Origin of the sequence: Vreelandella lutescens (assembly GCF_014640815.1) — a bacterium.
Classification (GTDB): domain Bacteria; phylum Pseudomonadota; class Gammaproteobacteria; order Pseudomonadales; family Halomonadaceae; genus Vreelandella; species Vreelandella lutescens.
Genome location: NZ_BMHM01000009.1, coordinates 1 through 24840, shown reverse-complemented (window position 1 = coordinate 24840; position 24840 = coordinate 1). Strand labels below are relative to the sequence as shown.

Annotated in this window: 21 protein-coding genes; all 21 read right to left on the bottom strand. The window is 53.2% G+C overall.

All coding sequences use genetic code 11. From position 1 onward, the window contains the following. Window positions 1-62 precede the first annotated feature (62 nt). Entirely contained in the window at window positions 63-953 is an 891-nt protein-coding gene (gene rfbA, locus IEW65_RS16630; RefSeq protein WP_188640575.1) for a glucose-1-phosphate thymidylyltransferase RfbA, read from the bottom strand. A gap of 109 nt (window positions 954-1062) precedes the next feature. After that, complete coding sequence (rfbD, locus tag IEW65_RS16625) at window positions 1063-2064, bottom strand: dTDP-4-dehydrorhamnose reductase (protein ID WP_188640574.1); 1002 nt, start codon at window positions 2062-2064, stop codon at window positions 1063-1065. Between the two features lie 12 nt (window positions 2065-2076). Continuing rightward, window positions 2077-3207, bottom strand: a complete 1131-nt coding sequence (rfbB, locus tag IEW65_RS16620; RefSeq protein ID WP_188640573.1) for a dTDP-glucose 4,6-dehydratase — start codon at window positions 3205-3207, stop codon at window positions 2077-2079. A 34-nt stretch (window positions 3208-3241) separates the two neighbouring features. Further along, entirely contained in the window at window positions 3242-4114 is an 873-nt protein-coding gene (locus IEW65_RS16615) for an ATP-binding cassette domain-containing protein (protein ID WP_188640572.1), read from the bottom strand. Between the two features lie 597 nt (window positions 4115-4711). After that, the gene (locus IEW65_RS16610) at window positions 4712-6124 is read right to left on the bottom strand and encodes an MBL fold metallo-hydrolase RNA specificity domain-containing protein (RefSeq protein WP_188640571.1); all 1413 of its coding nucleotides are present in this window, start codon (window positions 6122-6124) and stop codon (window positions 4712-4714) included. A 469-nt stretch (window positions 6125-6593) separates the two neighbouring features. After that, a complete protein-coding gene (locus tag IEW65_RS16605; RefSeq protein WP_188640570.1) occupies window positions 6594-7694 on the bottom strand; it encodes a KpsE/RkpR family capsule polysaccharide export protein in 1101 nt (366 codons plus the stop codon). A 3-nt stretch (window positions 7695-7697) separates the two neighbouring features. Further along, on the bottom strand, window positions 7698-8507 hold the full coding sequence (locus IEW65_RS16600) for an ABC transporter permease (RefSeq protein ID WP_188640569.1): 810 nt from the start codon (window positions 8505-8507) through the stop codon (window positions 7698-7700). Between the two features lie 189 nt (window positions 8508-8696). Then, window positions 8697-10427, bottom strand: coding sequence for a polysaccharide biosynthesis/export family protein (locus IEW65_RS16595; RefSeq protein ID WP_188640568.1), 1731 nt, complete (start codon window positions 10425-10427; stop codon window positions 8697-8699). After that, window positions 10427-10885: a DVU3141 family protein gene (locus IEW65_RS16590; protein ID WP_188640567.1), complete on the bottom strand. Its 459-nt coding sequence runs from the start codon at window positions 10883-10885 to the stop codon at window positions 10427-10429. The genes IEW65_RS16595 and IEW65_RS16590 overlap by 1 nt, the downstream gene beginning before the upstream one ends. A gap of 280 nt (window positions 10886-11165) precedes the next feature. Further along, on the bottom strand, window positions 11166-12422 hold the full coding sequence (locus IEW65_RS16585; RefSeq protein WP_188640566.1) for an O-antigen ligase family protein: 1257 nt from the start codon (window positions 12420-12422) through the stop codon (window positions 11166-11168). A 102-nt stretch (window positions 12423-12524) separates the two neighbouring features. After that, window positions 12525-13526 carry a UDP-glucose 4-epimerase GalE gene (galE, locus tag IEW65_RS16580; RefSeq protein ID WP_479694276.1) on the bottom strand — a complete coding sequence of 334 codons (1002 nt, stop codon included), beginning with the start codon at window positions 13524-13526 and terminating at the stop codon, window positions 12525-12527. A 12-nt stretch (window positions 13527-13538) separates the two neighbouring features. Next, the gene (locus IEW65_RS16575; protein ID WP_188640565.1) at window positions 13539-14948 is read right to left on the bottom strand and encodes an undecaprenyl-phosphate glucose phosphotransferase; all 1410 of its coding nucleotides are present in this window, start codon (window positions 14946-14948) and stop codon (window positions 13539-13541) included. Window positions 14949-14992: 44 nt separating this feature from the next. Next, on the bottom strand, window positions 14993-16339 hold the full coding sequence (locus tag IEW65_RS16570; RefSeq protein WP_188640564.1) for a hypothetical protein: 1347 nt from the start codon (window positions 16337-16339) through the stop codon (window positions 14993-14995). Between the two features lie 60 nt (window positions 16340-16399). Further along, on the bottom strand, window positions 16400-17041 hold the full coding sequence (locus IEW65_RS16565; RefSeq protein WP_188640563.1) for a glycosyltransferase family 32 protein: 642 nt from the start codon (window positions 17039-17041) through the stop codon (window positions 16400-16402). 3 nt (window positions 17042-17044) lie between these two features. Next, complete coding sequence (locus tag IEW65_RS16560; RefSeq protein ID WP_188640562.1) at window positions 17045-17719, bottom strand: WecB/TagA/CpsF family glycosyltransferase; 675 nt, start codon at window positions 17717-17719, stop codon at window positions 17045-17047. Between the two features lie 6 nt (window positions 17720-17725). Further along, the gene (locus tag IEW65_RS16555; protein ID WP_188640561.1) at window positions 17726-19060 is read right to left on the bottom strand and encodes an oligosaccharide flippase family protein; all 1335 of its coding nucleotides are present in this window, start codon (window positions 19058-19060) and stop codon (window positions 17726-17728) included. A gap of 300 nt (window positions 19061-19360) precedes the next feature. Further along, window positions 19361-20374 carry a porin gene (locus IEW65_RS16550; RefSeq protein WP_188640602.1) on the bottom strand — a complete coding sequence of 338 codons (1014 nt, stop codon included), beginning with the start codon at window positions 20372-20374 and terminating at the stop codon, window positions 19361-19363. Window positions 20375-20657: 283 nt separating this feature from the next. Beyond that, the gene (locus tag IEW65_RS16545) at window positions 20658-21725 is read right to left on the bottom strand and encodes a porin (protein WP_188640560.1); all 1068 of its coding nucleotides are present in this window, start codon (window positions 21723-21725) and stop codon (window positions 20658-20660) included. Window positions 21726-21989: 264 nt separating this feature from the next. After that, window positions 21990-22760, bottom strand: a complete 771-nt coding sequence (locus tag IEW65_RS16540) for a ProQ/FINO family protein (RefSeq protein ID WP_188640559.1) — start codon at window positions 22758-22760, stop codon at window positions 21990-21992. 20 nt (window positions 22761-22780) lie between these two features. After that, on the bottom strand, window positions 22781-23320 hold the full coding sequence (locus tag IEW65_RS16535) for a dihydrofolate reductase (RefSeq protein WP_188640558.1): 540 nt from the start codon (window positions 23318-23320) through the stop codon (window positions 22781-22783). After that, window positions 23317-24135, bottom strand: coding sequence for a thymidylate synthase (locus IEW65_RS16530; protein ID WP_188640601.1), 819 nt, complete (start codon window positions 24133-24135; stop codon window positions 23317-23319). Before IEW65_RS16530 ends, IEW65_RS16535 begins: the two co-directional genes overlap by 4 nt. Window positions 24136-24840: the final 705 nt, after the last annotated feature.

The window sequence follows — 24840 nt, the reverse complement described above, 5'->3', positions numbered from 1 at the left end:
GGTGAGTGGTTTCCTACTATTCACTATTCACTATTACCTATTCACCATTCACTCATTAAAAATCACTTTTTACCTTTTAAAAGGCGCTGGAGGTATTGGCCGTATTGAGTTTTGGCTAGTGGTTTGGCCAAGTGGGCTAGCTGTTCGCTGGTGATCCAGCCTTGCTGCCAGGCAATTTCTTCTAGGCAGGCAATTTTCAGGCCTTGGCGGTGCTCAATGGTTTGTACGTATTGACTGGCTTCCAAGAGGCTATCGTGGGTGCCGGTGTCTAACCAGGCGAAGCCTCGGCCTAGGCGCTCTACGCGTAAATCGCCCCGCTGTAGGTAGGCGTTATTCACGCTGGTAATTTCTAGCTCGCCACGCTCAGAGGGCTTGACCTGTTTGGCGATCTCGACCACGTCGTTATCGTAGAAGTAGAGCCCAGTGACCGCGTAGGCGGACTTTGGCTTTTTGGGTTTCTCTTCTATTGAGATGGCTTTGCCTGACTCATCAAACTCCACCACGCCAAAGCGTTCAGGGTCTTTGACTAAATAGCCAAATACGGTGGCACCGCTGGTGTGTGCGCTGGCTCGCTTTAGCTGATCAGAGAAGTGCTGGCCGTGGAAGATGTTGTCGCCTAGCACTAGGCATACTGGGCTTTCTCCGATGAAGTGCTCACCAATGATGAATGCCTGGGCTAAGCCATCGGGGTTGGCCTGTTCGGCGTATTCAAAGTGCAGGCCGAAGTCTTCCCCGCTACCCAATAGGTTTTGATATTGGGGCAAATCTTCAGGCGTGGAAATAATGAGAATTTCCCGGATGCCGGCCAGCATGAGCACCGAGATCGGGTAATAGATCATCGGTTTGTCGTAAATAGGCAGCAGTTGCTTGGAAACGCCCCGAGTAATGGGGTGCAGGCGTGTGCCTGAGCCACCGGCAAGAATAATGCCTTTTCTGGGTGTGCTTTGACTCATTGGGGTCTCTTTATTCATTTTTTAGCCACGGATACTCACTGATAGCACGGATGACATTAAAGGAGAAAATTAACAGAATTTTTTCCGTTTTTTCAGTGCTTTCCGTGGCTTAGTAATGTTCCAGATGCTCTTGAAGCGTTAGCGCTAGCTGGCTTTGCCAAGTAGGCAGGGTGATGCCTAATGCCCGCTCTAATTTACTCAGCGCTAAGCGTGAGTTTAACGGGCGCTTGGCGGGTGTTGGGTACTGGGCGGTGGTGATGCCTTGGGTGTTTTCAGGCGTAATGGCAAGCTCTACCTGCCGCTGGGCGGCCTGTTTAAAAATTTCACTGGCGAGGCCGTGCCAGCTGGTTTCGCCCTGCGTGGCTAGATGGTAAACCCCTGATGAAAGGTAAGGGGTGAGGGGTGAATGGCCAGGCGTGAGACGTGAGGCGTGAGGAGTAAAGGCTAACGCGCTGATTTGGGCGATTAGGCGTGCTGGCGTGGGCGCGCCTATTTGGTCGTTGACGATGTTGAGCGTTTCGCGCTTGTGGCCCAGGCGCAGCATGGTTTTCATAAAGTTGTTGCCACGGGCGGCGTATACCCAACTGGTGCGAAAAATCAGGTGGTGCGCACCGCTTTGAGTAACCGCTTCATCCCCTTCTAACTTGGTTTGCCCGTAAATGCTTAGCGGCGCGGTGGGGCTATCTTCCTGCCAGGGGGTTTCGCCGTTGCCGGGGTACACGTAGTCGGTTGAATAGTGCACCAGCGTGATGCCCTGCTTAGCCGCGTATGCCGCTAGCTGTGCGGGTAACTCAGCATTCAGGCGCCTGGCTTGTTCTGGCTCGCTTTCGGCTTTGTCTACCGCGGTGTAGGCGGCGGCATTCAGAATCAGCGCGGGTTGGTGCTGGGCAAGATAATCATCTACGGCTTGAGCATTGGTTAAATCGAGCGCTTGCCGTGTAGGGGCAAGGATAGTGCCCCATGGGGCAAACTGGCGCTGTAGTTCAAAACCTACTTGGCCATTACCGCCGGTGATGAGAATAGTAAATGGTAAATTGTGAGGGGTGAATGGTGAATGGTGAGTGGTAAGTTGTGAGTTGTGAGTGCTGAGTTGTGAGTGGTCAGGGGTCATGGCGCTCACTCCTTATAGGCTGCCGAGGCGTTGGCCTTGGTAGCTGCCGTCTTGTACGCGTTTCCACCAAGTTTCGTTGGCGAGGTACCACTCCACGGTTTTACGCAGGCCAGTTTCGAAGGTTTCTGCTGGCTTCCAGCCGAGTTCGCGTTCGATTTTGCTGGCGTCGATGGCGTAGCGTACGTCGTGGCCTGGGCGGTCTGTTACAAACGTGATTAGTTGTTTGTAAGTGGTGAATGGTGAGTCGTGAGTCGTGAGTGGTGAGTGGTGAGTGGTGTCTTGTGTGCTCTCGTTTGCCTGTAGGGGCACCAGCTCGTCCAGGATGTCACAGATGGTTTCTACGACGTGTAAGTTCGTTTGTTCGTTATGCCCGCCGATGTTGTAGGTCTCGCCTACTTGGCCTTCTACGGCCACTTGGATGAGGGCGCGGGCGTGGTCTTCTACGTAGAGCCAGTCGCGGATTTGTTGCCCGTTGCCGTATACCGGTAGGGGCTTGCCCGCGAGGGCATTCAAGATCATCAGCGGGATGAGCTTTTCCGGAAAATGGTAAGGGCCGTAGTTGTTCGAGCAGTTGGTGACCAGCGTGGGCAGCCCGTAGGTGCGCTGCCAAGCGCGTACTAGGTGGTCTGAGCTTGCCTTGCTGGCGGAGTAAGGCGAGCTGGGTGCGTAGGGTGTTGTCTCTGTGAAGAGATCATCGGTGCCTTCTAAGTCACCGTATACTTCATCAGTGGAGATGTGGTGAAAGCGGAAGGCGTTGGCTTTGGTGGCGTTCGTTGCTTGAAGCGCTTTCCAATAAGCACGGGCGGCTTCCAGCAGTACCGCGGTGCCTACCACGTTGGTTTGGATAAACTCGGCGGGGCCGTCGATGGAACGGTCTACGTGGCTTTCGGCCGCTAGGTGCATCACGATATCGGGCTGGTACCCATCAAACAGCCGCTGCATGGCGGGTGCATCGCAAATATCGGCCTGCACAAAGGTGTAGCGCTCACTGCTTTTTACCATGGCTAGCGATTCTAAATTGCCAGCATAGGTGAGCTTATCGACGTTGATCACTCGGTGTTGAGTGCTATGGATGAGTTCGCGTACGACGGCTGAACCAATAAACCCTGCGCCACCGGTAATTAAAAACGTTTTGCTGTGCATTACTTCCTACTTTTGTGCGTGATGAGCGGCAAACTTAGCGAAGGGTTTCAAGATGCGCGCGGGCTTCTTTGGCCCGGCTGCCTGCGTCTTGCACGGCTTTCTTGGCTTCGGCTATCTCTTTTGTATCGCCCTGCTCTTTTGCATTCGCTAGGCGTTCTTGGGCGGCTTTTAAATCCGCATGGCAGGACTGTAGATACTGACGTGCGCCTTTGGGGTCTTTAGGGAAGTCGGCGCTGCGCTTTTTCTGATCACTATCGACGTGATAAGCGGCGATGGCATCGTTAATATCGTCGTACCAGAAGGCTTGGCCTTTTTTGATGTAGAGCCCTGCTTGGCAGAGGTCTTTCAAAATGCCTTCTGAGTGGGACACCATAATGAGCGATGACACGCCTATTTTTGATTGAAACAGATTTTTGGCTTTTTCTTTAAATGCGCGGTCGCCTACGGCGGTGGCTTCGTCGGAAATATAGACGTCAAAATCAAATGCCAGGGAAAGGCCAAATGAAATACGCGACTTCATGCCCGATGAGTAGGTGCGAATGGGCTCATCAAAGGCGGGGCCTATTTCAGCAAACTCCTCTACAAACTTAATAACGCGCTTTACTTCTTCCGGGCCACTGCCTTGCACACGGGCAACGAATTTGACGTTTTGTCGCCCGGTCATGTTGCCTTGCATTCCACCGGATAGCCCGACTGGCCAGGAAACCCGGCTATGGCGGATCACTTCACCACGCTCTGGTGAATCCATACCGGCGATCAGACGCAACAGTGTGGATTTACCCGCACCGTTAGCACCAATCAAGCCTACGCTGACCCCTTGGGGAATGGTGACGTTGATATCCTTGAGCACCCAATCGCTACCGTGATGGTTGTGGTAGCGCTTATAGAGGTTCTTTATTTCAATCATTTTGGGTTAGTAGCCGATGATGTGTCGATGCGGTTTCTATGCGGAGTGGTGGCGTTATCAGGGCGGCTAGCGCCGCCCTCCGCGGGTGCCTCTTTCGCTCGTTACTCTCGCTCTTTCGTTACGCCGCGCTACGGGGACTGCAAGGTTCTAACGTTGGCTATGTTCCCGTAGCGCGGTGTAAGCGATAGCGCACCCGCGAAGCACCCCGCCAGGGGTGCCGAATATGCCACCGGGGTTTGATCAATCACCGTGGCTCGATCGGGGCGGCTAGCGCCGCCTCCGCGGGTGCCTCTTTCGCTCGTTGCTCTCGCTCTTTCGTTACGCCGCACTACGGGGACTGCAAGGTTCTAACGTTGGCTATGTTCCCGTAGCGCGGTGTAAGCGATAGCGCACCCGCGAAGCACCCCGCCAGGGGTGCCGAATATGCCACCGGGGTTTGATCAATCACCGTGGCTCGATCGGGGCGGCTAGCGCCGCCTCCGCGGGTGCCTCTTTCGCTCGTTGCTCTCGCTCTTTCGTTACGCCGCGCTACGGGGTGGTTGCTGCCATTCGAGGTGTTGCCGCGATTGTTGGTTATGCCGCGAAACGAGGTTGGTGCTACTCACCATTCACCACTTTCACCCCCCTGCCTTTACGTGCGTACATTGCTTCCAACTCACGTTTGAGCGCGCTGCGGGCGGTTTGTTCGCCGTGTACCAAATGAATGGTGTGGGGCCAGCGGCGCATGCGTTTGACGAAGTTGAGCAGGCCTTTTTGGTCGGCGTGGGCGGAGTAGCCGCTGATGGAGGTGACCCCTGCTTTGATGTCAAAGCGCTGGCCGTCTATTTCTACCCAACCACCACGCGGGCCGTATTGCTGAATAGCGCGGCCTGGGGTGCCTGCGCCTTGGTAGCCGACAAACAGAACTTGGTGGCGTTCATCCCCTAGCATGGCTTTTAGGTAGTTCATAATGCGCCCGCCTGCGCACATGCCACTGGCGGCGATCACTACGGCTGGGCGGCCTGTGTTGGCTAAATACGCTACCGTTTGCTCGTGAGCTTCGTGGCTTTCTACGGTGTAGAGGTTATCGAAGTTGAGCGGGTGGCGGCCGCTGCGTAGGCGGCGCTGGGCTTCGTTATCCCAGTAGGGTTTTAGCTGGCGGTATACCTGAGTGAAGCGTGCGGCGAGCGGTGAATCGACGATAATTTCTAGCGCTTGCCATTGGCTTTTGGGTAGACCGCGTTTGGCGTTGCGTCCGGCGTCATAAATGATGCCTTCCAGCTCGTAGAGGAGCTCTTGGGTGCGGCCTATGCTGAAAGCAGGCACCATCACTGTGCCACCGTTAGTGAGTGCTTGCTCGATGGCATGTTTCAGCGTGGCTCGGCGCTGACGGCGGTCAGGGTGGTTTCGGTCGCCGTAGGTGCTTTCGAGTACTAGCTGTTCGCAGCCGTAGGGGGATTTAGGTGCGGGGAGTAGCGGTGCGTAAGGGGCACCTAAATCGCCGCTGAAGATGACCCGTTCCTTTTCACCATTGGGGTGTTGGTGCGCTACTTCTACGTAGCTGGAGCCGAGAATGTGCCCTGCCCGCTTGAGCTTTACTCGCGTGGTGATATTGCCTTCTACCACGGCGTGCCATTTGCCGTAGGGTACGCTGATGATTTGGCTTTCTAGCTGCTGCTGGAAACGCTCAATGAATTGCGCGTTGCGAGTGAAGCCGATTTTTAGCGCGTCTTCGATCACCAGAGGTAATAGCTTGGCCGAGGGAATGGAGCAGATGATTGGCCCTTTGAACCCGGCAGCCAATAGGTAAGGCAAGCGGCCTACGTGGTCGATGTGTACATGGGTGATGACCAGCGCTTTGACGGTGCTGATATCGAATTCGATTTGTAGCTGCTGGAAGGCGTCTTCTGTTGCGTCTTCGCCTTGAAATAGCCCGCAATCGATCAGCAGTGAGTGTTCGCTATCAAGGGTGAGCTGGTGGCAGCTTCCGGTGACGCCTTTGGCTCCACCGTGGTGGGTGATGTTGAGCATTGAATTCCTTTTCGTGCTTTCTTTCAGCGATGAGACGTTGGGCGTGTGGTGGCGTTATCGGGGCGGCTGGTGCCGCCCTCCGCGGGTGCCTCTTTCGCTCGTTGCTCTCGCTCTTTCGTTACGCCGCGCTACGGGATGTTGCCACCATTTGAAGTATTGCCACGATTGATCGTTATGCCGCGAAACGGGGTGGTGTCACGCGTCATAACATTGGCGGTGTTCCCGTAGCGCGGTGTAAGCGGAGCGCACCCGCGAAGCAACGCGTGAGCATTGCCGATGATGGCACCGTGGTTTGCAATGGCACTTTAATATTCGGTGGCTCAATCGGGGCGGCTGGTGCCGCCCTCCGCGGGTGCCTCTTTCGCTCGTTTCTCTCGCTCTTTCGTTACGCCGCGCTACGGGGTGGCGGCATCATTCACCCTTCACCCTTCACCCTTCACCCTTCACCCTTCACCCTTCACCTACAATTCTAATCGCGATGGTCTTTGACGATCATGATGATCATGCTGAGGATGAACGCGAGGAAGATGGTGATGATGGCGAAGACGCTGCTGTTATATAGGCGGTTAGGCTCGGTGGGGTATTCTGGCAGTAGTGGGCTTTGTAGCACGCTGACTTGCTTGAGTTGGCGGGCGGCTTCTAAACGGGTGTTTTCAAGGGCGGCCAGTGCGCTGGAGTAGGTTTCCTGGGCGAACTGGGCTTGTAGCTCTAGGGTTTCGTACTCGGCAGAAACTCGGTTGAGCGAGTTACCGGCGGCTTGTGCTAGGCGATCGCGCTGTTCCACAATCTGGTCGCGTAACGCTGCAATACTGCGCTCTACTTGGCGAAGCTCTGCTGATTGTGAGCTTTGGAAGCTGGCTAGAGCATTGCGCTGGGCTTGTAAACGAGCTAAGTCGCCTTCCAGTGTTGCCACTACTTGGTTGATGCTTTCGACCGTGGCCGTAGGCGATACTAAGCCGTACTCATTCTGAAATTCGAGCAGTTGGGCACGCGTTTCTTCAAAGCGCTCTTCCAGGCGTACCATTTGCTGTTCTAAAAAACGCACCTGTTCATCTGCTAGCCGGTGGCCCATTTCGTTCATGTGGTTTTCGCCAGCATCTAATAGCAGGGCTGCCATGTCTCTTGCAAACTCTGGCGTGTAACCTTGAACGTGGATATTGAGCACCCCAGCGTACTCGTCTAGCTCTACCTCTACTCGGCGCAGGTAGTATTTGTGGAGGTCTTCAATGGGCACATTAGGGTCGCGTAGCTTGGCAAAAAAGTCGCCGTGCTCACTGTAGTGTTGACGAATACCTAACTGCTCATCCAAGAGCCGTAGCATATCGACGGATAACAAATGCTCACGTAGCAACAGCAAGTCGTGCGTATTACCGCCTCCCCCTCCACCTAGTAGCGATGCGAAGCTAATATCTGGCGTGGCTACTTGGGGGCTTTCTAAAACGACAGTTGCTCGGGAGACGTAGCGCTCTTCTGCCCACACAAACCAATAAAACGACACCAACGCTATCGCGATAATGGCGACTGCCCAATGGGGAAATGCTTTTACAAAACGATTAACAGAAGCGTACATGGGTTATTTTGCCTTTAAACGGTCAACAAAGCGCAGGTGCATCACCAGCCCAACTGAGATTAGCGTGAGAGTAAATAGCCAGAAGTAGAGCATGCTTGTGCCATGAACCACTTTGTAGTTTTCAAAAAAACCGAGGCGCAATGTCTCTAACCCATGGGGGATAGGGTTCAGCATTAAGTACTCAAGTAGCCAGTGTGGCAGGCTGTTTAAGGGCATAATGACGCCGGATAGGATAAGCAGCGGCAATGAGAGCATGCGTACTACCTTGCCTATTTCTGGCACGAGCGTTGCCGCTACCGAAGTGACTAACCCGAGCCCCAACCCCAGGCTCCATAGCGAAAGCCATGCGGCCAAGACGCGTAAGGCATTGTCGGGATACATATCCAGCCCAAGCATCAGGCCGCCGCCGATAAAGATGAGAAATACGAAGCTACGCAGTGCGCCCTCTAGAAAATTACGCACTAACACGGGGTCCACTGGCTGCACTTGCCGGTAGGCAAACAGTGATTTATTGGCTTCCACTGCCCCCATACCACGCATCATCCCTTCACGGACTAACGCAAACCCAAGCAAGCCTGCAATTAACCAGGGAATAAACTCTGCGTTGACTACTAAGCGGTCGCCACGGATAAAGCTGCGCACACCAATCATGATGCCCACAAAGGCGACTGGCTCAAACACCATCCAGAACCAGCCCATACGGTCGCCCATGGTGCGTGAGAGGGCTTCGCGCACAAACATGGCGTACCACACACTACGGGTGACTTGCCAGGGGGTGCGCGCCCCTTTCGGGGCGCTGGGTGTGTTGTTCATGAGGCTGTTTCTTTTGAAAAGAACGTAAATGAAGGAGCTGTTGATGATTAGGCTGCCTTGATCAGGGCGGCTGGCGCCGCCTTCGCGGGTGCCTCTTTCGCTCGTTGCTCTCGCTCAGTCGTTACGCCGCGCTACGAGATACTGCTTACACCACTCACCGATCACCATTCACTATTTACCAACCACCCATCACAAATCCACCGCAACACGAGTAGCGACGGCGACTTGGTAGAGGATTTGCGTGAGCGTGGCGGCTAGCTGCAGGTTGTGGGTGGGCGCTTCTGGCATCACGAGAATTTCATCACCCGCGCGTAGTGGGGTATTGCGGGCGTTTTCCACTGCGCCGTTTTGGCGAACCAGCAGGATGTGATCGTCGTCGGCCCGCTGGGTAAACCCGCCTGCGCTCTCAATATAATCGATCACGCTCATGCCGGGGCGATACACCGCTGCTTGGGGTACCAGCACTTCACCGCTGATGAGGATGGAGTCGCTGATTTCAGGAATGGTGATCACATCGCCATCTTGCAGGCGGATATCTGAAATACGGTCGTTGTAGGCGACGACCAAGCGGCCGCTGGGCTCTAGCTCGCGGGCGCGTTGCACGAAGTTTTGGATCAGCTCCGCTTCTTGGGCACGAATCTGCGCTTCTTCATTGGTGCTTGATTCTGCGCTTAGGTAGGTGGTTTCCAGGCGGCGCAGGCTATCTTCCATGGACTGTTGTTGCTGCTGTTTCACGCTTTCACGCTGTAGTGAAATGCTTTCCACGGCGGTCATGTTTTCCGGCACGGGAATGGCATCCAGCAGTTCACTCAGGCGTGCATCGCGGGGTAGCGCAAAGCGTGAAGGGCCGTAGTAGCTGCCTTCTACTTGTACCACGATGGTTTCGCTGCGCTGGTCGGCGCTAAACGCCACTTCATCACCGCTGCGAATGGTTTGGGTGTAGAACTCGTTAATCGGGAAGTATTGCGCCATGGGGCCGTCGGAACGGTCGCCGCGTAGCAGCACATGCGATACGCCGCTTCTGAGGCGTGCAAGCTCTACCAGTTCCGCACCGCTTAGCTGGTTGCCAATCAGCTCGTAGCGGTGCTCACGGTGAACATCACCCACTACGGCAATGGCCGGGCCGCGCTCTTCCACCACAATGGTGTCACCATCCTGAAACTGCGGGCGCGCAATACTGCCGTTGATCAGGAAGTCGTAGAGATCTACTGTGGCCACGGTTTGGTCGTTACGTATCACGCGGATTTGGCGATAGCTGCCTAGGTCTTGGTCGATACCGCCCGCTTGGTCTAGGAAGTAAAGTACCGAGTCGTTGGGTGTGCCTGCAAAGCGGCCAGGGTTTTGCACGTAACCGGTGACAAACACCGCCACGGGCTGCACGCCCTGTACGTTGGTGTATACCTGTACGTTTTCAGGGTACACCGAGGTAATAGCACCACGCACGCGGCTATCGACCTGCTGGCTGTTCTGGCCTTCTACATTGAGCGGGCCAGAACCGGGGATAAAGATGTTGCCTTGGGCATCGACCGGTAGCACGCGGTCAAACTCAAACGCGCCCCAGGCACGCACGGTAATTTGGTCGCCAGGTTTTACTTGGTAATCGGCGTTTAGCCCATCCCCCATGGCACCCCGAAAGCCGCCGGTAAACAGGTTGGCACCAAAGGGTGGCAGCGCGTCGGGGTTCAATTGCGGCTGGTTCGCTACCGGGCCATAGGTGCCGCTACGCCAGTCGGCGCGGGGGTTGTCGTTGACCTGCTCGACGGGCTGCTGGCTAGCTTGATCTTCCGGCAGGATAGTATTGGGCAGGCTAATGCTTTGTGCCCAGCTTGCGCTGCTGGCGGCGGTGCCCAGCAAGGCCAGAGATAGCACCGCTACCGGGCGCGTGAGAGAAAGCCGTTTCATTACGCGTTGTAAACTCATTAATAGCGCCCTTGAGAGGTCCCTTGAGACATAGAGGATGGCGCTGTCAACGACATCGCCCCTTGCTGGCTTTCTGGCAGCAGCATGCGCTGGTTTACCCACCCGTTAGGCGTCGCACAGGTAAGCGCCGTGCGAGCCGCGCCGCTGCCCTGCTCTACTACGCGCAGTTTGCGGCACTCTCTGCCGCTGGCCGCCAGATAGGGGGCCTCGGCGATGACCTCGACGTTATCGCCCCAAGGGCTTTGCACGAGGTTAAGCACGGCTCCGGCAGGCGCTTGGGCGAGAAAGCCGTTCAGGTTTTCGTCTTGCAGCGGCTTGGCGGAGTCGTTGCCAAGCACGTACTGCACCTGCTGCTGGTTGCCGCTGGGGTACGTGGCGCAGCCGCTAACCACGGCAACGCTTAACGCTGCCAGCAGCATGCGAGCTGGCCGCGCTATGAAAAGTGGGGAGTTTGACATGGTGATTTCCAATAAAAAGGCACGCTACCGCCCAGGGATTGTAACGGACGCATTCCCTTGCCCTACGCTGTGCGGATGAAATTTAATTAACCTATGCTATTAAAAAGCACGCAACATTGTAAGGGATTAACCGGCAAGGCTCTACGTTAACAAACCTTGTACAACTGATTAATTCTATTTAGCCAAGAACCCATTGTTGTGATATTAAAATGCCGGCCTCAATGGCCGGCAAAATAATCTTACAAAAACATGAGCTTATACTTTCAACAAACGGGCTTTTCTAACTTTTCATCTGCTGTTCGTTTACGTAAATACCCCATAACACGACAAGCAGGAAGGCATACATCATGACGCCGCTATTGTGTTCCAGAAATACTTGCGACAATCCAAAATCCAAAAAAGTGACTGGCAGCAACACGCCCGCCGTCGCCACGGCTCTTGTGGGTAGGTGATCAGCTTGTAGTTGCCTCGCAAACAGACGCATCGGGACTAAGTATAGTGCTAGCAGAACTATCAGACCTAGCAGGCCACGTTTTGCGAACGCATCAATAAACTCATTATGCGCATGACCGTATTGCGCAGCCTCTGCACTTATCACGCCTGCTGCACCAAACTCTGCCATGGCCTCTGCGTAACCATTGCTGCCCCAGCCTGTCAGTGGCTTTTCTTGGATGAGCAGCGCCGCTCCTCGCCACATCTCGAAACGCGATCCAATCGAGGTCGAACGGTTTTCACCTGATACGTAGAGCGCGATATCGCTAAACGCTTGGTGAACCCTATCCTGCACACCTATCTGCGGAACGGCATACACCGTTGCCCCACCCACCAATACGGTGGCTAATACGGCTATTTTAAGCTTGGCGGAAAGCTGGGTACCGTAGGCGCGATAAAGCACTAACAGTACGATCGGGAATCCTACCCAACCACCACGACTACCTGAAAACAGTGACCCCAGCACGCCACCCACGGCACCTGCCAGTAACAATGCTATCCATAAGCCGCGCTGGCGTTGAACCACCGCCCAACCGAGCCCCGCCATGCACAACACGCCCAATAGCATGCTCAGGTTGCCAAACTGAATAACATGGGTGTGGCCTTGTGCGCGGTCTACGCCTTCTACTAGCTTTTGCCAACCCGCCCAGCCGCACGCTAACAGCGCCCCCGTTGCCGCTCCGCTCCATAAAAACGCAGGTTTTGGAGGGTAGCGCAGCATCCAGAAGAGTGCCGGAATGGCCAGGATAAAGCGGCTTGGCTTATCAAACCCCTTACTGCCTTGCCCATCCCACCATGCCTCGAACATGGTAATGGCCGCATAAGCGAGCAGCACAGCAATAATCGCACCATCCTGCTTGGTGATGACGGGTACGCGCCTAGTGGCGATAAGCCCAAGCCCGGCTAGCAGCAGCAGAACAGCACCCAGTGAGTAACCACTGGGTACCACCAGCGCAATCGCCGCTAACAGAAAAACAGAGGCTCCTGTAAATAGCTGAGGAGCACTGTTGTGTGTATGAGGAGGAGAGGGGGTTGTAGCCAGCATCTCAACAGACTTCCTTTCATGGCCCTGCGGGCAATTCATTTAGGAAGGCGATACTAGCACAAGCGGCAAGCTGGCTTAGCAAGAGTTCGCAGCGCGGGCAGCCTAACGTTGGGCGATGTATTGCTGCCACCGCCAGGTATCTACCATCATTTCATGCAGGTGTTTATTGGCTTGCCAGCCGAGTTCACGCCGAGCCTTTTCCGCGCTGGCCCAAAAGGCCGCAATATCACCGCTTCTGCGCGGTGCAAAACGGTACGGCACCGGCACTTGGGTCGCTTGGGTAAAGGCTTCTATCATTTGCTTGACGGAAACGCCCTGCCCTGTGCCTAAATTGTAGTGTTTTATGCCTGGTTGCAGCAGCGATTTAAGTGCCATTTGGTGGCCTTTGGCGAGATCCACCACATGCAGGTAATCACGAACGCAGGTGCCATCAGGCGTGGGGTAGTCGCTGCCATAAACGAGTAATTCAGGTAACACACCTGCCGCTACCTGACTGATATAAGGCATCAAGTTGTTGGGTATTCCCTGGGGAGACTCGCCAATCATACCGCTAGGGTGAGCACCAATAGGATTGAAATAGCGCAGAATAGTGACCGACCATTCAGGGTCACTACTGCCTAAATCTTCGAGCAGTTTCTCAACCATTGCTTTGGACGAACCATAAGGGCTGGTGCAGCTGCCTCGCCCCATGGTTTCGCAGTACGGCGGGGTTGCCTCTACGCCATATACCGTTGCAGAGGAGCTAAAAATGAGCCGTTTAACATTAGCGCTGGCCATGGCGCGGCAAAGGGCTATGGCACCGTATACATTGGCATCATAGTAGGCGAGTGGGTTAACCACGCTCTCACCAACCGCTTTAAGGCCTGCACAGTGAATCACCGCTTCTATTGCGTGGGTTTGAAAAATGGTCGCCAGTAGCTCTACGTCACGCACATCGCCATGATAAAACGCTACCCGCTGGTGTGTAATTTGCTCAATTCGCTCAACGACTGACACTTCGCTATTCGATAAGTCGTCTAAGATAGCCACGCGGTGACCTGCTTGAAGCAGTTCAACCACCACGTGAGAGCCAATATAACCCGTTCCGCCTGTCACTAAGATCATGATGCACTCCTGCTAGTAGGCATTAGCATTTTTAAAGCCTTTGAACACAGTCATGAAAATGATCTTTAAATCCAGCCACACGGACCAGTTATCAATGTACCAAAGATCGTATTCGACTCTTCGCTGCATTTTTTCGAGCGCTTCAGTTTCGCCCCGTAGGCCATTTACCTGTGCCCAACCGGTGATGCCAGGCTTCACTTTGTGCCTACGCATATAGGACTCCACCAGCTCTTTGTAGTATTCGTTATGCGCCAACGCGTGCGGGCGCGGCCCCACGATGGACATTCGCCCTTGCAGCACATTAAAGAATTGCGGCAATTCATCCAGAGAGGTGCGCCGCAAAAAAGCACCAACGGGGGTTAGGCGATTATCGTTTTTGGTGGCCTGCGTTACGGTTCCACTTTTTTCTTGATGCACTTTCATTGAGCGAAATTTATAAACTTTAAACACTTTCCCATTCGACCCTGCCCGATACTGCTTGAACAATACAGGACCGGGAGACGTTACTTTAATGACCACTGCGATGGCAAAGCACACGGGTAAAATCATCAATGAAATGATGCTGCCAAGCACTATATCTTCAGCCCGCTTGACCAGCCGCGACATGCCGTTAATCGGGGTCACACTGAGGTCAATCGCAAGATGCCCCGCGACTTCGCTCGTGCGGTGATTGAGCAGCCGCATGTCCTTGAAATCAGGAATCAGGCGTATCTCTTCGGTATGGTTACGCAGTGTGTAAAAGAGGCTGTGTACGGTTTCCCCCATTTCGAGTGGAACGCAAATCCATACCTCTGCGGCTCCTGAGCTACTAATGCGCTGAGCAATGCGTTCCAGCTGCTCTTGGGATGGCGTGCCATTTAAACGTTCAACCCCCGCTATTGAGTGCCCTTCCCAAGAGGCAGAGCGCATTCCCCGGGCTACATGAAGTACATTTCCGGAAGGGCCAACCAGAAAAACGGGCCGCCGTGCGCCGCCTCTGATACGTATACGCCGTAGCCCATACTGCACTAGCGCTCGTGCACTGGAAGCCAGTAAAAATGAGAATAATAACGTTAGCCCCACCCATAACCGGGAGTAGCGATCAGAGGCGTGCGCAAAGTAAATAATAGAAGTGACAATGATACCGATCACCACCCACACAAGCATGAGCTTAGAAAGGATGCTAAACGTGGAAGAAATACGCCAGCGCCTGTAACTACCCGTCGAACTGTTAGCCACCACCACTAGGAGCGCCATGCATACCAGCGCTAGTACATAGCGCTCGTGCAGGTGCACCGTGTCAAAACGGATCAGGTAGGCGAGCAACCCTGAAAAAATAACGATAAGAATATCGAGCGCAGGAAAAATAATTTTTGGCGGATAGCGCTCTGAAAAAATGACGCCTCTTTTCTGAACGCCCTTTAATTTACTGTGTGATGGCATCGCTAGGTCTCTTTACTATCTAGTTATATGGCGGCACTGGCACTTCACGCGTGCTGCACTGTACGCTCTCTCTCCTCTCGGAGGGCGGCGCTACTTGGCCCTCGCTCATGAGAGAGGAAGAAGATCATTGAGAGCACGGCAAAAACGCTGTTAAAGGCTGATACAGAGAGAGAAGACGCCAGCAATACCCCTAGAACACAGAGTGTGTCTGCCCAGCTATATCCGCTCTTTCTGAGCGCATAAACGGTAAACACAACGAGAAACAGAAGCCCTGCAACACCATGGTCATATAAGACGCGAATGATGTAGGAGTGCAGAATGACGGAATAGCAGCTCCCATCACCTGAAAAGCTATGCAGGTCGCTCCAATAGGAAAGGTCGTCACAGGTTTGCACCGACAGCGGAGTCAGTGGCTGGGTGCCAAGCATGACATTCCACCACTGCCAATCTTCTGTCTCATTCAAAAAGTAAAGCAAGAAACGCACCCTATCGATAGAGGCTCCACGCTCTAGGAATGAGCGGAACGTTAAAGGTTCTTGCTCTACAACTTCTCCTGTTTCTGGCGTCGTAGCGGAGCCTCGCCCCTCCTCCAATGCTGGCATGCTAGGCGCTTGTACCGCCGGACCACTGCCCCCACCGAGGGAAATATCCATACGGTCGGAAACAATGCCATATGCAAGCACTAGCAAAAGGGGAAAGAGCAGCAGCCACTGCTTTATAAACCCTTTTCCCAGCCGGAAAACACTAAAGAAGTAAACGACTGCAAAGCACAGAAATGCACTGCGTGAGCCAGAGAGAAGAATAATTAGCATGACGGCTGAAAACGACAAGAAGCGCCACCGAATGACAGGAAGCACGAGATACAGCAGTAAGATTAAAAACACTAATTCAAAATTATTTTCTGTAAAAATCCCCGGCCTTTGACTGACCCATGAGTCTAATCCAAGTAGACGCGAATAAGAGTACTTAGCGAGGAAAAGCAGCAATAACACATAGAAGAATTTAGCAACCTGCTCTTTCTTAAACAGCGTTTCGCCAACAAATGAGCATAACAGCGCAACATAGAAAAACGCTTTATAGGCTTGAACATAGTCAAGTATATGAGCGTCATTCATAATAACAGCAATCATAAATGTCACGCCCAGATAAGCACCCGCCAGCAGCATAAATAACCACGACAACCGGCTTTTAGGCGGAAACACCAGTACCGATAGAAGCAGCACCATCAGTTCCATCATAGGCACTGCTGGCAATACATTGTAGTCCCAGGGTGAAAGCACTCCGCCCACACCGAGCCCAACTATCAGCAACATCATTAGCATGGCAACTAATGACTGCCCTCTTTTACGGTATTGGATAATGTCATTTCCAAACGAGTAACGACGTTGCATTCCTTGCCCCCAAGTGCCTTATCTGCCTTAAGACGTGATGGTCTTGCTATTCGCCGACTATTATTTAAAAAATTTTCTACGAATTTTTTCGCCTATCCCCATCTTCCACCCCTTGCCCCAGTGGTGAATGAGATAAGTATCGCTTTGAATATAGCAGTACATCAGCTGCTTTCGGTTATGAGCCTTCGCATAGGGGTTATAGGGATAAAAAAAGTGCCAGGGCTTAAGGTCAATGTCGCTAGCATCTTGCTCGACACACGCGTTTGCGACTTCCGGCGCTATCAAAAACGGCTTTTTCTGTTCATGACGTGCTTCAATTAACGCCATGGCATTTTTAAAAAAGTGATGCCCTGCCACGCCGCCGATCACCGCCGTATTGAGCCGCCCCTCATCCTCGTACCCCAGGAAGCACTGGCTGTCCAGAAGCGGTTCAAGGGAGCGGACGACTTCCATATCCACGTCAAGGTAGACGCCACCCTGTTCATACAAAGCCGCCATACGTACGTAGTCAGAGAGAAACGCCCACTTTTTATTATCAAGGCAATACTTAATAAATGGGTTGCTATGATCAATCGTGGCTTCGTTCCACTCTATGACTTCAAACTCAGGCATTTTTTCCCGCCACGTCGCCATACACTCTTTGTAGAGCGTCGTCATGGGGTTTCCGCCAAACCAGCAAAAATGTATTTTTTTAGGAATCATAACTTACTCGATTTTGTTGCCGTATTTAATCAGAAAATAGGGGTAATCTTTTAAGTAGCGTTTTAGTAGGCGACGCGGCTCTTTGGCCATACGATAAAGCCAACGAAGATTGAGCTTATCGACCCAGGCGGGGTAATAATCTTGGCCCTTGGCATGCACAAACTGGTCTAGGTACCCACCGCAAGTAAATCCGGTACCTTGCCAGCCTATTTTTCGTAGATCCAACAACAGCCGCTCTTGCTTACCCGCGCCCATTCCCACCACCACGATGTCGCAGCTGGCCGCGCGCTGAAGACTCTGGGTACGCTCTTCATCGTCAACAAAATACCCCGACCGCGTGTACACCAATGTTAGGCTAGGGTATTTTTGCTGCAGCAGCTGAGCTGCCTGATGAATATTCTCCTCCGTGCCGCCAATTAACGACACCGTTAGCCCATTAGCCTGCGCATGCGTGAATACCACGGGTGCTATGGAGGTGTCGTCAAAGCTCGTGCGGATAATTTTTTTCTGCTTGAACAGCCTCACATAGAGAACTACCGCAATCCCATCTGCATAAAAATGGATGCGATCGCACTCCTGCTCGCTTAGTTCCTGTGCAACAACTCCTAATGAAAAGGGGTTAATAAAGCTGTAGTCCATGCCCTCTTTAAGGAGAAATTCCTTTTCAAGCTTAATCATTCGCGCTCACTTTAGTGTTGATTCGCTACGGTTTTTGCGCGACACCACGTATCGCCAGTCGGTCATCATGAAACCGAATTTCTTTTTCACCACGTATACCGCCACGCCGTTTTGCACCAATAGACAAAGCAGCAGCGCATACGCTGCCCCTTCAGCACTGTATCGTGGGATGAGTAACATCGATGCTATGCCGCCCACTATTACTGACCAGATTAGTATATTTCGGGCTGCCTGCTGTTGGTCGGCCATTAAAAGCAGCAATATGACCGAGCCGGTCATCACATTCACCCATTGCCCTATCACTAGAATTCTCACTACACCAACGGCACCGCTGTAGTCACTTCCGAAAAGGGCTAACACAGAGCTTGGCCAGATCATAAAAACGATGGTAGGCAGCAACGCAAAGCAGCTCATTTGAAAAGCACTTTTTTGGGCTAACTGCTTCAGGCCGTCATGATTACCTTCGTGCTGCAGCCTGGAGAAACGAGGCCCTAAAATGCTGTCGTAGACAGTCAGAATGAAGCCAATGATCATGGCTAGGCGCAACCCCAGGCTGAACAGAGCCACATCGCTCTCACTGTGAAAGACACCCAGCACAAGCGCTACTCCCCACTGGGTATAGTAAAAAATAATGCCCACGAGCAGAAAGTCAGGCAGGTGCCGATAAAACCCTTTTGTGAAGCTCACTTCTGGCTTTATCACTAGCGGGCTACGTCGGTAAAATCTAAACACCACCCACAAAGCGATGATTAAGTAAATCAGTAAGATAGCGCCTAGAGAGGTAACTAGATTCAAGGCACTCAGTGCCATGCCCATCACTGTCGATACCAGCACCACTAGGCTGAGCACAATGGAGATGCAACCAATTTCAAATAGGCAAGAGATATTCGCCCTGCCCCACCCTTTCATCAAAAAGTTGCATAAGTAAATCATGCTATATACGGGGGAGAGTAGCGCTGTAACGCGTAGGCTTTCTATGGCTCGGTCTGTTGAGGAGAGCAAGGCGTTTGCTAGTACCGGGGCCGCTAGCCAAAGGACCAAACCGAGCACACTGCCCATGATGAGATTGACGAGCATAGCGTGCTTGTATATCCACGCCACTTCTCGACGATTATTATTAGAGGTAGCGACCCCCATATATTTTAGAGTGGCTCGATCAGTGCCGAGACTTGCAAATACCTGCATGCCAATCATTAGCGATAGGCATAGCATGAAGGCACCAAACGCCTGAATGCTGACGAAGGTTGCCAGTACATAAGAAAGTAAAAACGTGCCTCCAGCCGCTAAGCCTCGGGCACCCAGCGTCGTTAAAAGCTGGCTTTTCAAAACTCTGTTAATCATCCGTGACTCTTAGAAGCAGTCAAATCATTGACTTAATGAGGATATTCAACTCTTATAATGAGAATTATAATCAATCACACCATAAGATATTCGTTTTAACGTGACTATTTACTTAAACGGCGTTCAATTGAGCTGCTTAGCCTAAGGTATAATCATACCTGTATAACTGCTTCTATGCACCGCGTGAGGCGAGAATTCATAAACCTTGCTACTTTCTTGTATGCTTTTTATGACTACCGATGTTCATCATGAGCCCCCGTTACCTGCTGTTTTTTTTGGTAACGAGGGCTTCACATCCGGTTAGAAGTGGTAGCGCGCGCCCGTTAGCCAGTAGGCGTCTTTCAAGCCGCCGTTGTGAGTAATCCCTGGCGCATCGTTCTCTGCCAGCTCCACAAATACGTTAAAGGCACTGGAGAGCTTGTAGTAGCTTCCTGCTGCCCAGGCGTCGCTGCCGCCTTGATTATCTCGGTTGATTCGGTAGTAATCGGCAGTGAATGCCCATGACCCAGTGACATAGGTTGCACCAACCCCCACCGTTTCATAGCCACCACCATATTGGTCATTCTGCCCCTGCCATTCGGTACCCAGCCGCGCGCTCACGCTATCCGTAACTTGATAGCTACCCATCACGCCGTATAGCATTTCACCGTTGCCACCGCCTCGCACCACATCTTCAACAGCACCAACACCTACGCTCAGCGGGCCATGCTGGTAGTGGATCCCCCCCTGGGCAGCCACCACGTTGCCCTCATTTTGCTGCTCAGCGCCGATGAGCCCTCGCTCGCTGTAATGCTTTACCTGCACAAACGTGGTGAAGCCATTTAACTCTGGAGTGTAATAGCCCACTGAGTCGCCACGCGATTGAAGCCCTGTAGAACTAAACTGCAGACCTCGATCTAGGTAAACGTCAAAAGGAGCGGAGACAAATTGATAGTAGAGGCTATCAAAGTTACCCGCCTGAAGCGTTCCGTAGCGCTCGCTTTTAAGACCAAGATAACTTTGCCGAATCTCGTTGAAGCCCTGCGCGGTATTACGCTCATCGCCCGTAAAGCGCCACTCTAAACGCCCGAAGGCGCTGACATCGTCGCTCACTTGCTGACTCACCCGAAAGCCAAGCCTGGAGTAAACGTCTACAAACTCTGCGCTGTTGTTAACCTGCTGGCCTGCCGTATTAACCTTCGGCCCTCCTCCAGCAATCCCCATAGCAATGCGCCCATAGACATCTAGCTGCGCTCCATCCTGCTCATAAAGGGTTGCTGCACTAGCGTTTGTGCTAGCCATTACGACTGTTGTTGCTACAACTGCGACTTGAATAGACCGGTTCATCGGTGCCCCTAGCGGTTAATCGTTACTTTTTAATTGCTTACTTTGCTTAACAAGCTTAAAAGCAATGTTATACTATAACAATTAATTCATTTAGTGAGAAGCTATCTCAACATGAACACCACGAGGAGCTACCGCACTTTTTATAGCTAAAAAATCTATCGTTACAAAATCTATCGTTACAAAATTAATAGTCGCAAAAAACCGGCCCTAGTTAGGGCCGGTTCATTATCTACTGCAGGGGTTACAACTTTAAGCTTGGTTTGACCAAGGCTTAGAAGTGGTAACGAGCGCCTGTCAGGTAGTAAATGTCGTCGCCGTCAGCGTTGACTTCAGAGTCCAGACCGTCAAGAGTGACGTTGATGGACTGCTGGTCAGCTTGGTTCAGCTCGACGAATACGTCGAAGTTGCTAGACACTTTGTAGTAAGAACCCAGCGCCCATGCAGTGCGGTCAGAGTCAGCGCTGCTGTCGTTGCTTACGTCGTAGATGTCAGCAGTGAACGCCCAAGGACCAGTGGTGTAAGTACCACCCAGACCTACTTTGTCAAAGCCGCCGCCCAGAGTATCGCTCTGCTCGCGACCTTCGTAGCCCAGACGTACAGAGAACTGGTCGTTTACAGCGTAAGAACCGATCAGGCCGCCCAGCATTTCGCCGTTACCGCCGCCACGAACTACGTCTTCAACGAAGCCCAGACCTACAGTGAACGGACCTTGCTGGTAACGAACACCACCTTGCGGTGCGATTACGTTGCCTTCGCCACGAACCGGCTCAAGCTCGCCACGCTCGCTGTAGTGCTTCAGCTGCAGGAATGCAGTGAAACCTTGCAGGTCAGGCGTGTAGTAACCGATAGAGTCGCCGCGAGACTGTTTCGGGTGACCAGCGAACTCTAGGCCACGGTCGATGTATACGTCGAACGGCAGAGATACGAACTGGTTGTAGAAGCTGTCGAAGTTACCAGCCTGGAACGTACCGTACTGCTTGCTTTGCAGACCCAGGTAGCTCTGACGAACTTCGTTGAAGCCAGACTGACCGTTGCCGCTCGGACCGGTGCGCTCGTCACCAGTGAAACGCCATTCCAGACGACCGAAAGCAGTCAGGTCAGAAGTAACTTCTTGGCTCATGCGCAGGCCAAGACGAGAGTAAACATCAACGAACTCTTCGCTGTTGTCTACAGCTTCGCCATCGCTGTTGTACTCGGGGCCGCCACCGGCGATACCCATAGCGATACGGCCATAGACGTCCAGTTTGGTGCCGTCTTGGTCATATACGGTAGCTGCTTGAGCGGCAGCGGAGGCGCCCAGGGCACCAACAATAGCAGTCGCTAAAAGTGTCTTTTTCATGATGTAGGTTCCTTAACTAGCTTACTGTTTCGATCGTTATTACTGGCCTTCAAATGAAGCCAGTAAGTGGCTTGCGGGCCATGCTCTTTTTCTCATCCGCCGGTTTTTCCCGGTGGTATGCGACATGTCCTCAACAAAGCCTTGTTATAGTCCAATGCTCGCAGGTCAAACTCTATACTGGGATTCCAGGGAACGCAATAGAAAAAAACAGTGTTTTTTTACGATTTGCGATTTTTTTTGGAACCCTTACCAACGTTCTCGGTCTCAGTGGCCTTCGAACTTCTGCTGCAATCCTTTTAGCTTCTCTTCAAGGCTAAGCGGTTTTCTCTGCTCGCTTTTTTCCGCCACCACGGTTTTTTCAGGATAATGCCGAGGCGGCTGAGGTGCTTTTGCAGGGGCTTCTAGGCTTTTATCAGTCGGCCTTTTAAGTGGCGTTTTAACACGCTCTGTTTTATTGGCATCGGGCTGATCTTTACGCCTTTCGCTGGCATGTTGAGCAGCTTCTTTATCGACTTTCCCCGCTGGCTGGCCGTCTAAATCAACGCGCTCGGCCCCTTCACGCATCGACTTCACGTAGCGGGGCAAATTGACGTAATTTGCCAGCGCGCGCCTAATTAATTTGCCTGACCAAGGTTCACGCTCGGCCAGATCCTGATGAATACCGACCTTCAGTGGCTTGGTGTGCCCTTTAAAGAAGGCTTCTGGGTAGCGTTGATACCACTGCTTTAACAGCGCTTGCGGTGAAGGGGGCGCTTCCGCTGCCTCGACGGCAACGGGCTCATTCAACACGGGCAACTCTGGCTCTGTCACTGCTGGCTCTGTCATTAACGGCTCTTGCAGTGTCTCTTCCTGAGCGAGTGTTGCGCTCTCCTCAATAGGCGGCGGCTCAACTGGTGGCGCTGAAGACTCTGCCGCTATCGCGGCTAATTGTTGTTTCAGCCGCTGGTTTTCCGCGCGCAATGCAGTGAGTTCGGCATTTTTTTGCTCTAGCCGTGTTTCTAAGGTTTCTAGTAGGTGCAGTACGCTGGCGGCCATAACCCCCTCCTTTGACCTAATCAGTCGTTATAGCGCTCGTAAACAACGAAGTCGTAGTTCGGCTGCCCTTCCGCTGGCTGGCCGGGTACGCGCTGAACTTCCTGCCACTCCTCCATGGAGAATTCCGGGAAGTGAGCGTCGCCTTCTACTTCTATATCTACTTCCGTAATGTAGAGCCGCTGAGCAAACGGTAGGGCTTGACGATAAATCTCACCGCCTCCCATTACCATGATTTCTTCTGCGGCTTCGATGGTGGCGTGCTGGTCGGCCAGTTCCAGGGCCGCTGGCAACTCGTGACATACGCGTGTGCCTTCTGCGGTGAAGCGGGTGTCTCGGGTAACCACAATATTGAGTCGATTAGGTAAAGGCTTTCCGATGGAATCGTAGGTTTTGCGGCCCATCACCAGCGGCTTTGCCTGGGTCATGCGTTTAAAAAACTTTAAATCTTCGGGCAGGTACCAGGGTAGCTGGCCCTCTACGCCAATCACGCGATTTTTGGCCATAGCGACAATCATGGCAACCGGCACGAGCGATTCATAGGTGTTGGCTGGCTGACTCATACGGCCACCTTTGCTTTGATGTGTGGATGCGACTCGTACCCTTCAATCTGAATATCGTCAAAGGTGAAGTCAAACAAGCTGGTTACGTGTGGGTTGAGTGCCAGCGTAGGCGGTGCCATAGGCGTGCGGGCTAGCTGCTCTTGGGCTTGCTCAAGGTGATTGCTGTAGAGATGCGCGTCACCTAGGGTGTGCACAAACTCACCGGGCTTTAGGCCAGTGACCTGGGCCACCATGCTCAGCAGCAGCGCGTAGCTTGCAATATTAAACGGCACGCCGAGGAAAATATCTGCACTGCGCTGATAAAGCTGGCATGAGAGACGCCCATCGGCCACGTAAAACTGGAACAAGCAGTGGCACGGCGGCAACTTCATTTCATCTACTTGGCCGGGATTCCAGGCCGATACAATCAAACGACGTGACTGCGGGTTCCTGCGAATTTGCTCAAGCACATTAGCAATTTGATCAACGCTGCCGCCGTTAGGACTCGGCCAGCTACGCCACTGGTAGCCATATACAGGGCCCAGGTTACCGTTTTCATCGGCCCATTCGTCCCAGATGCGTACGCCGTTCTCTTTGAGATACCCAATATTGGTATCTCCTTTTAGGAACCACAGCAGTTCGTGGATGATTGAGCGCAGGTGCAGCTTTTTCGTCGTCAGGAGCGGGAAGCCACGTGACAAGTCAAAGCGCATTTGGTGGCCAAACACCGAACGGGTGCCCGTGCCCGTGCGGTCGCTGCGGTCAACGCCTTGCTCCAGCACGGTACGCATCAGGTCCAGGTAAGGCTGTTCAAGCGCGGGTAACGTTGATGTCATTGCAGGCGTAGGCGTTGTTGCAGTCACAGAAATTCCAGATTAACAGCTAATGTGGGGCTGTATTCTAGGCCTTCGGGTTGTGCAGCGTCTATGGTGTAGCGCACTCAACCCCTCCATGAACGCTTGGTAACGCTTTCCACCCCGCCGCACGGCGTAACGGAAGAGCACAAGAAATCCCATAACGTTGAGTATGATCACACTTCAGCGCCGCCTTCGGCACCGCTGGCGCGGTGCTTCGCGGGTGCGCGGCGTAACGAATCTTGCGAGGGACGAGCAAATGAGGCACCCGCGAAGGCGGCGAGTAGCCGCCTGGATGAGGCCATTGAGCATAATCACATCTCAGTGCCACAGTCGGCACTCCTAGCGGAGTGCTTCGCGGGTGCGCTATCGCTTACGCCGCGCTACAAGGTGCCCACATCAAGCGGTGTATGAACCCGTAGCGCGGCGTAACGAATGAGCGAGAGCAACGAGCGAAAGAGGCACCCGCGAAGGCGGCGATTAGCCGCCTGGATTAGGCCACCGTGAAACATCACACCTCAGCGCCGCCTTCGGCACTCCTAGCGGAGTGCTTCGCGGGTGCGCTCCGCTTACACCGCGCTACAAGGTGCCCACATCAAGCGGCGTATGAACCCGTAGCGCGGCGTAACGAATCTTGCGAGGGACGAGCAAATGAGGCACCCGCGAAGGCGGCGAGTAGCCGCCTGG

Excerpts from the sequence above, each read along its gene's own strand:
- rfbA (WP_188640575.1), bottom strand. The coding sequence starts at position 953 with ATGAGTCAAAGCACACCCAGAAAAGGCATTATTCTTGCCGGTGGCTCA.
- rfbD (WP_188640574.1), bottom strand. The coding sequence starts at position 2,064 with ATGACCCCTGACCACTCACAACTCAGCACTCACAACTCACAACTTACC.
- rfbB (WP_188640573.1), bottom strand. The coding sequence starts at position 3,207 with ATGCACAGCAAAACGTTTTTAATTACCGGTGGCGCAGGGTTTATTGGT.
- IEW65_RS16615 (WP_188640572.1), bottom strand. The coding sequence starts at position 4,114 with ATGATTGAAATAAAGAACCTCTATAAGCGCTACCACAACCATCACGGT.
- IEW65_RS16610 (WP_188640571.1), bottom strand. The coding sequence starts at position 6,124 with ATGCTCAACATCACCCACCACGGTGGAGCCAAAGGCGTCACCGGAAGC.
- IEW65_RS16605 (WP_188640570.1), bottom strand. The coding sequence starts at position 7,694 with ATGTACGCTTCTGTTAATCGTTTTGTAAAAGCATTTCCCCATTGGGCA.
- IEW65_RS16600 (WP_188640569.1), bottom strand. The coding sequence starts at position 8,507 with ATGAACAACACACCCAGCGCCCCGAAAGGGGCGCGCACCCCCTGGCAA.
- IEW65_RS16595 (WP_188640568.1), bottom strand. The coding sequence starts at position 10,427 with ATGAGTTTACAACGCGTAATGAAACGGCTTTCTCTCACGCGCCCGGTA.
- IEW65_RS16590 (WP_188640567.1), bottom strand. The coding sequence starts at position 10,885 with ATGTCAAACTCCCCACTTTTCATAGCGCGGCCAGCTCGCATGCTGCTG.
- IEW65_RS16585 (WP_188640566.1), bottom strand. The coding sequence starts at position 12,422 with ATGCTGGCTACAACCCCCTCTCCTCCTCATACACACAACAGTGCTCCT.
- galE (WP_479694276.1), bottom strand. The coding sequence starts at position 13,526 with ATGATCTTAGTGACAGGCGGAACGGGTTATATTGGCTCTCACGTGGTG.
- IEW65_RS16575 (WP_188640565.1), bottom strand. The coding sequence starts at position 14,948 with ATGCCATCACACAGTAAATTAAAGGGCGTTCAGAAAAGAGGCGTCATT.
- IEW65_RS16570 (WP_188640564.1), bottom strand. The coding sequence starts at position 16,339 with ATGCAACGTCGTTACTCGTTTGGAAATGACATTATCCAATACCGTAAA.
- IEW65_RS16565 (WP_188640563.1), bottom strand. The coding sequence starts at position 17,041 with ATGATTCCTAAAAAAATACATTTTTGCTGGTTTGGCGGAAACCCCATG.
- IEW65_RS16560 (WP_188640562.1), bottom strand. The coding sequence starts at position 17,719 with ATGATTAAGCTTGAAAAGGAATTTCTCCTTAAAGAGGGCATGGACTAC.
- IEW65_RS16555 (WP_188640561.1), bottom strand. The coding sequence starts at position 19,060 with ATGATTAACAGAGTTTTGAAAAGCCAGCTTTTAACGACGCTGGGTGCC.
- IEW65_RS16545 (WP_188640560.1), bottom strand. The coding sequence starts at position 21,725 with ATGAAAAAGACACTTTTAGCGACTGCTATTGTTGGTGCCCTGGGCGCC.
- IEW65_RS16540 (WP_188640559.1), bottom strand. The coding sequence starts at position 22,760 with ATGGCCGCCAGCGTACTGCACCTACTAGAAACCTTAGAAACACGGCTA.
- IEW65_RS16535 (WP_188640558.1), bottom strand. The coding sequence starts at position 23,320 with ATGAGTCAGCCAGCCAACACCTATGAATCGCTCGTGCCGGTTGCCATG.
- IEW65_RS16530 (WP_188640601.1), bottom strand. The coding sequence starts at position 24,135 with ATGACATCAACGTTACCCGCGCTTGAACAGCCTTACCTGGACCTGATG.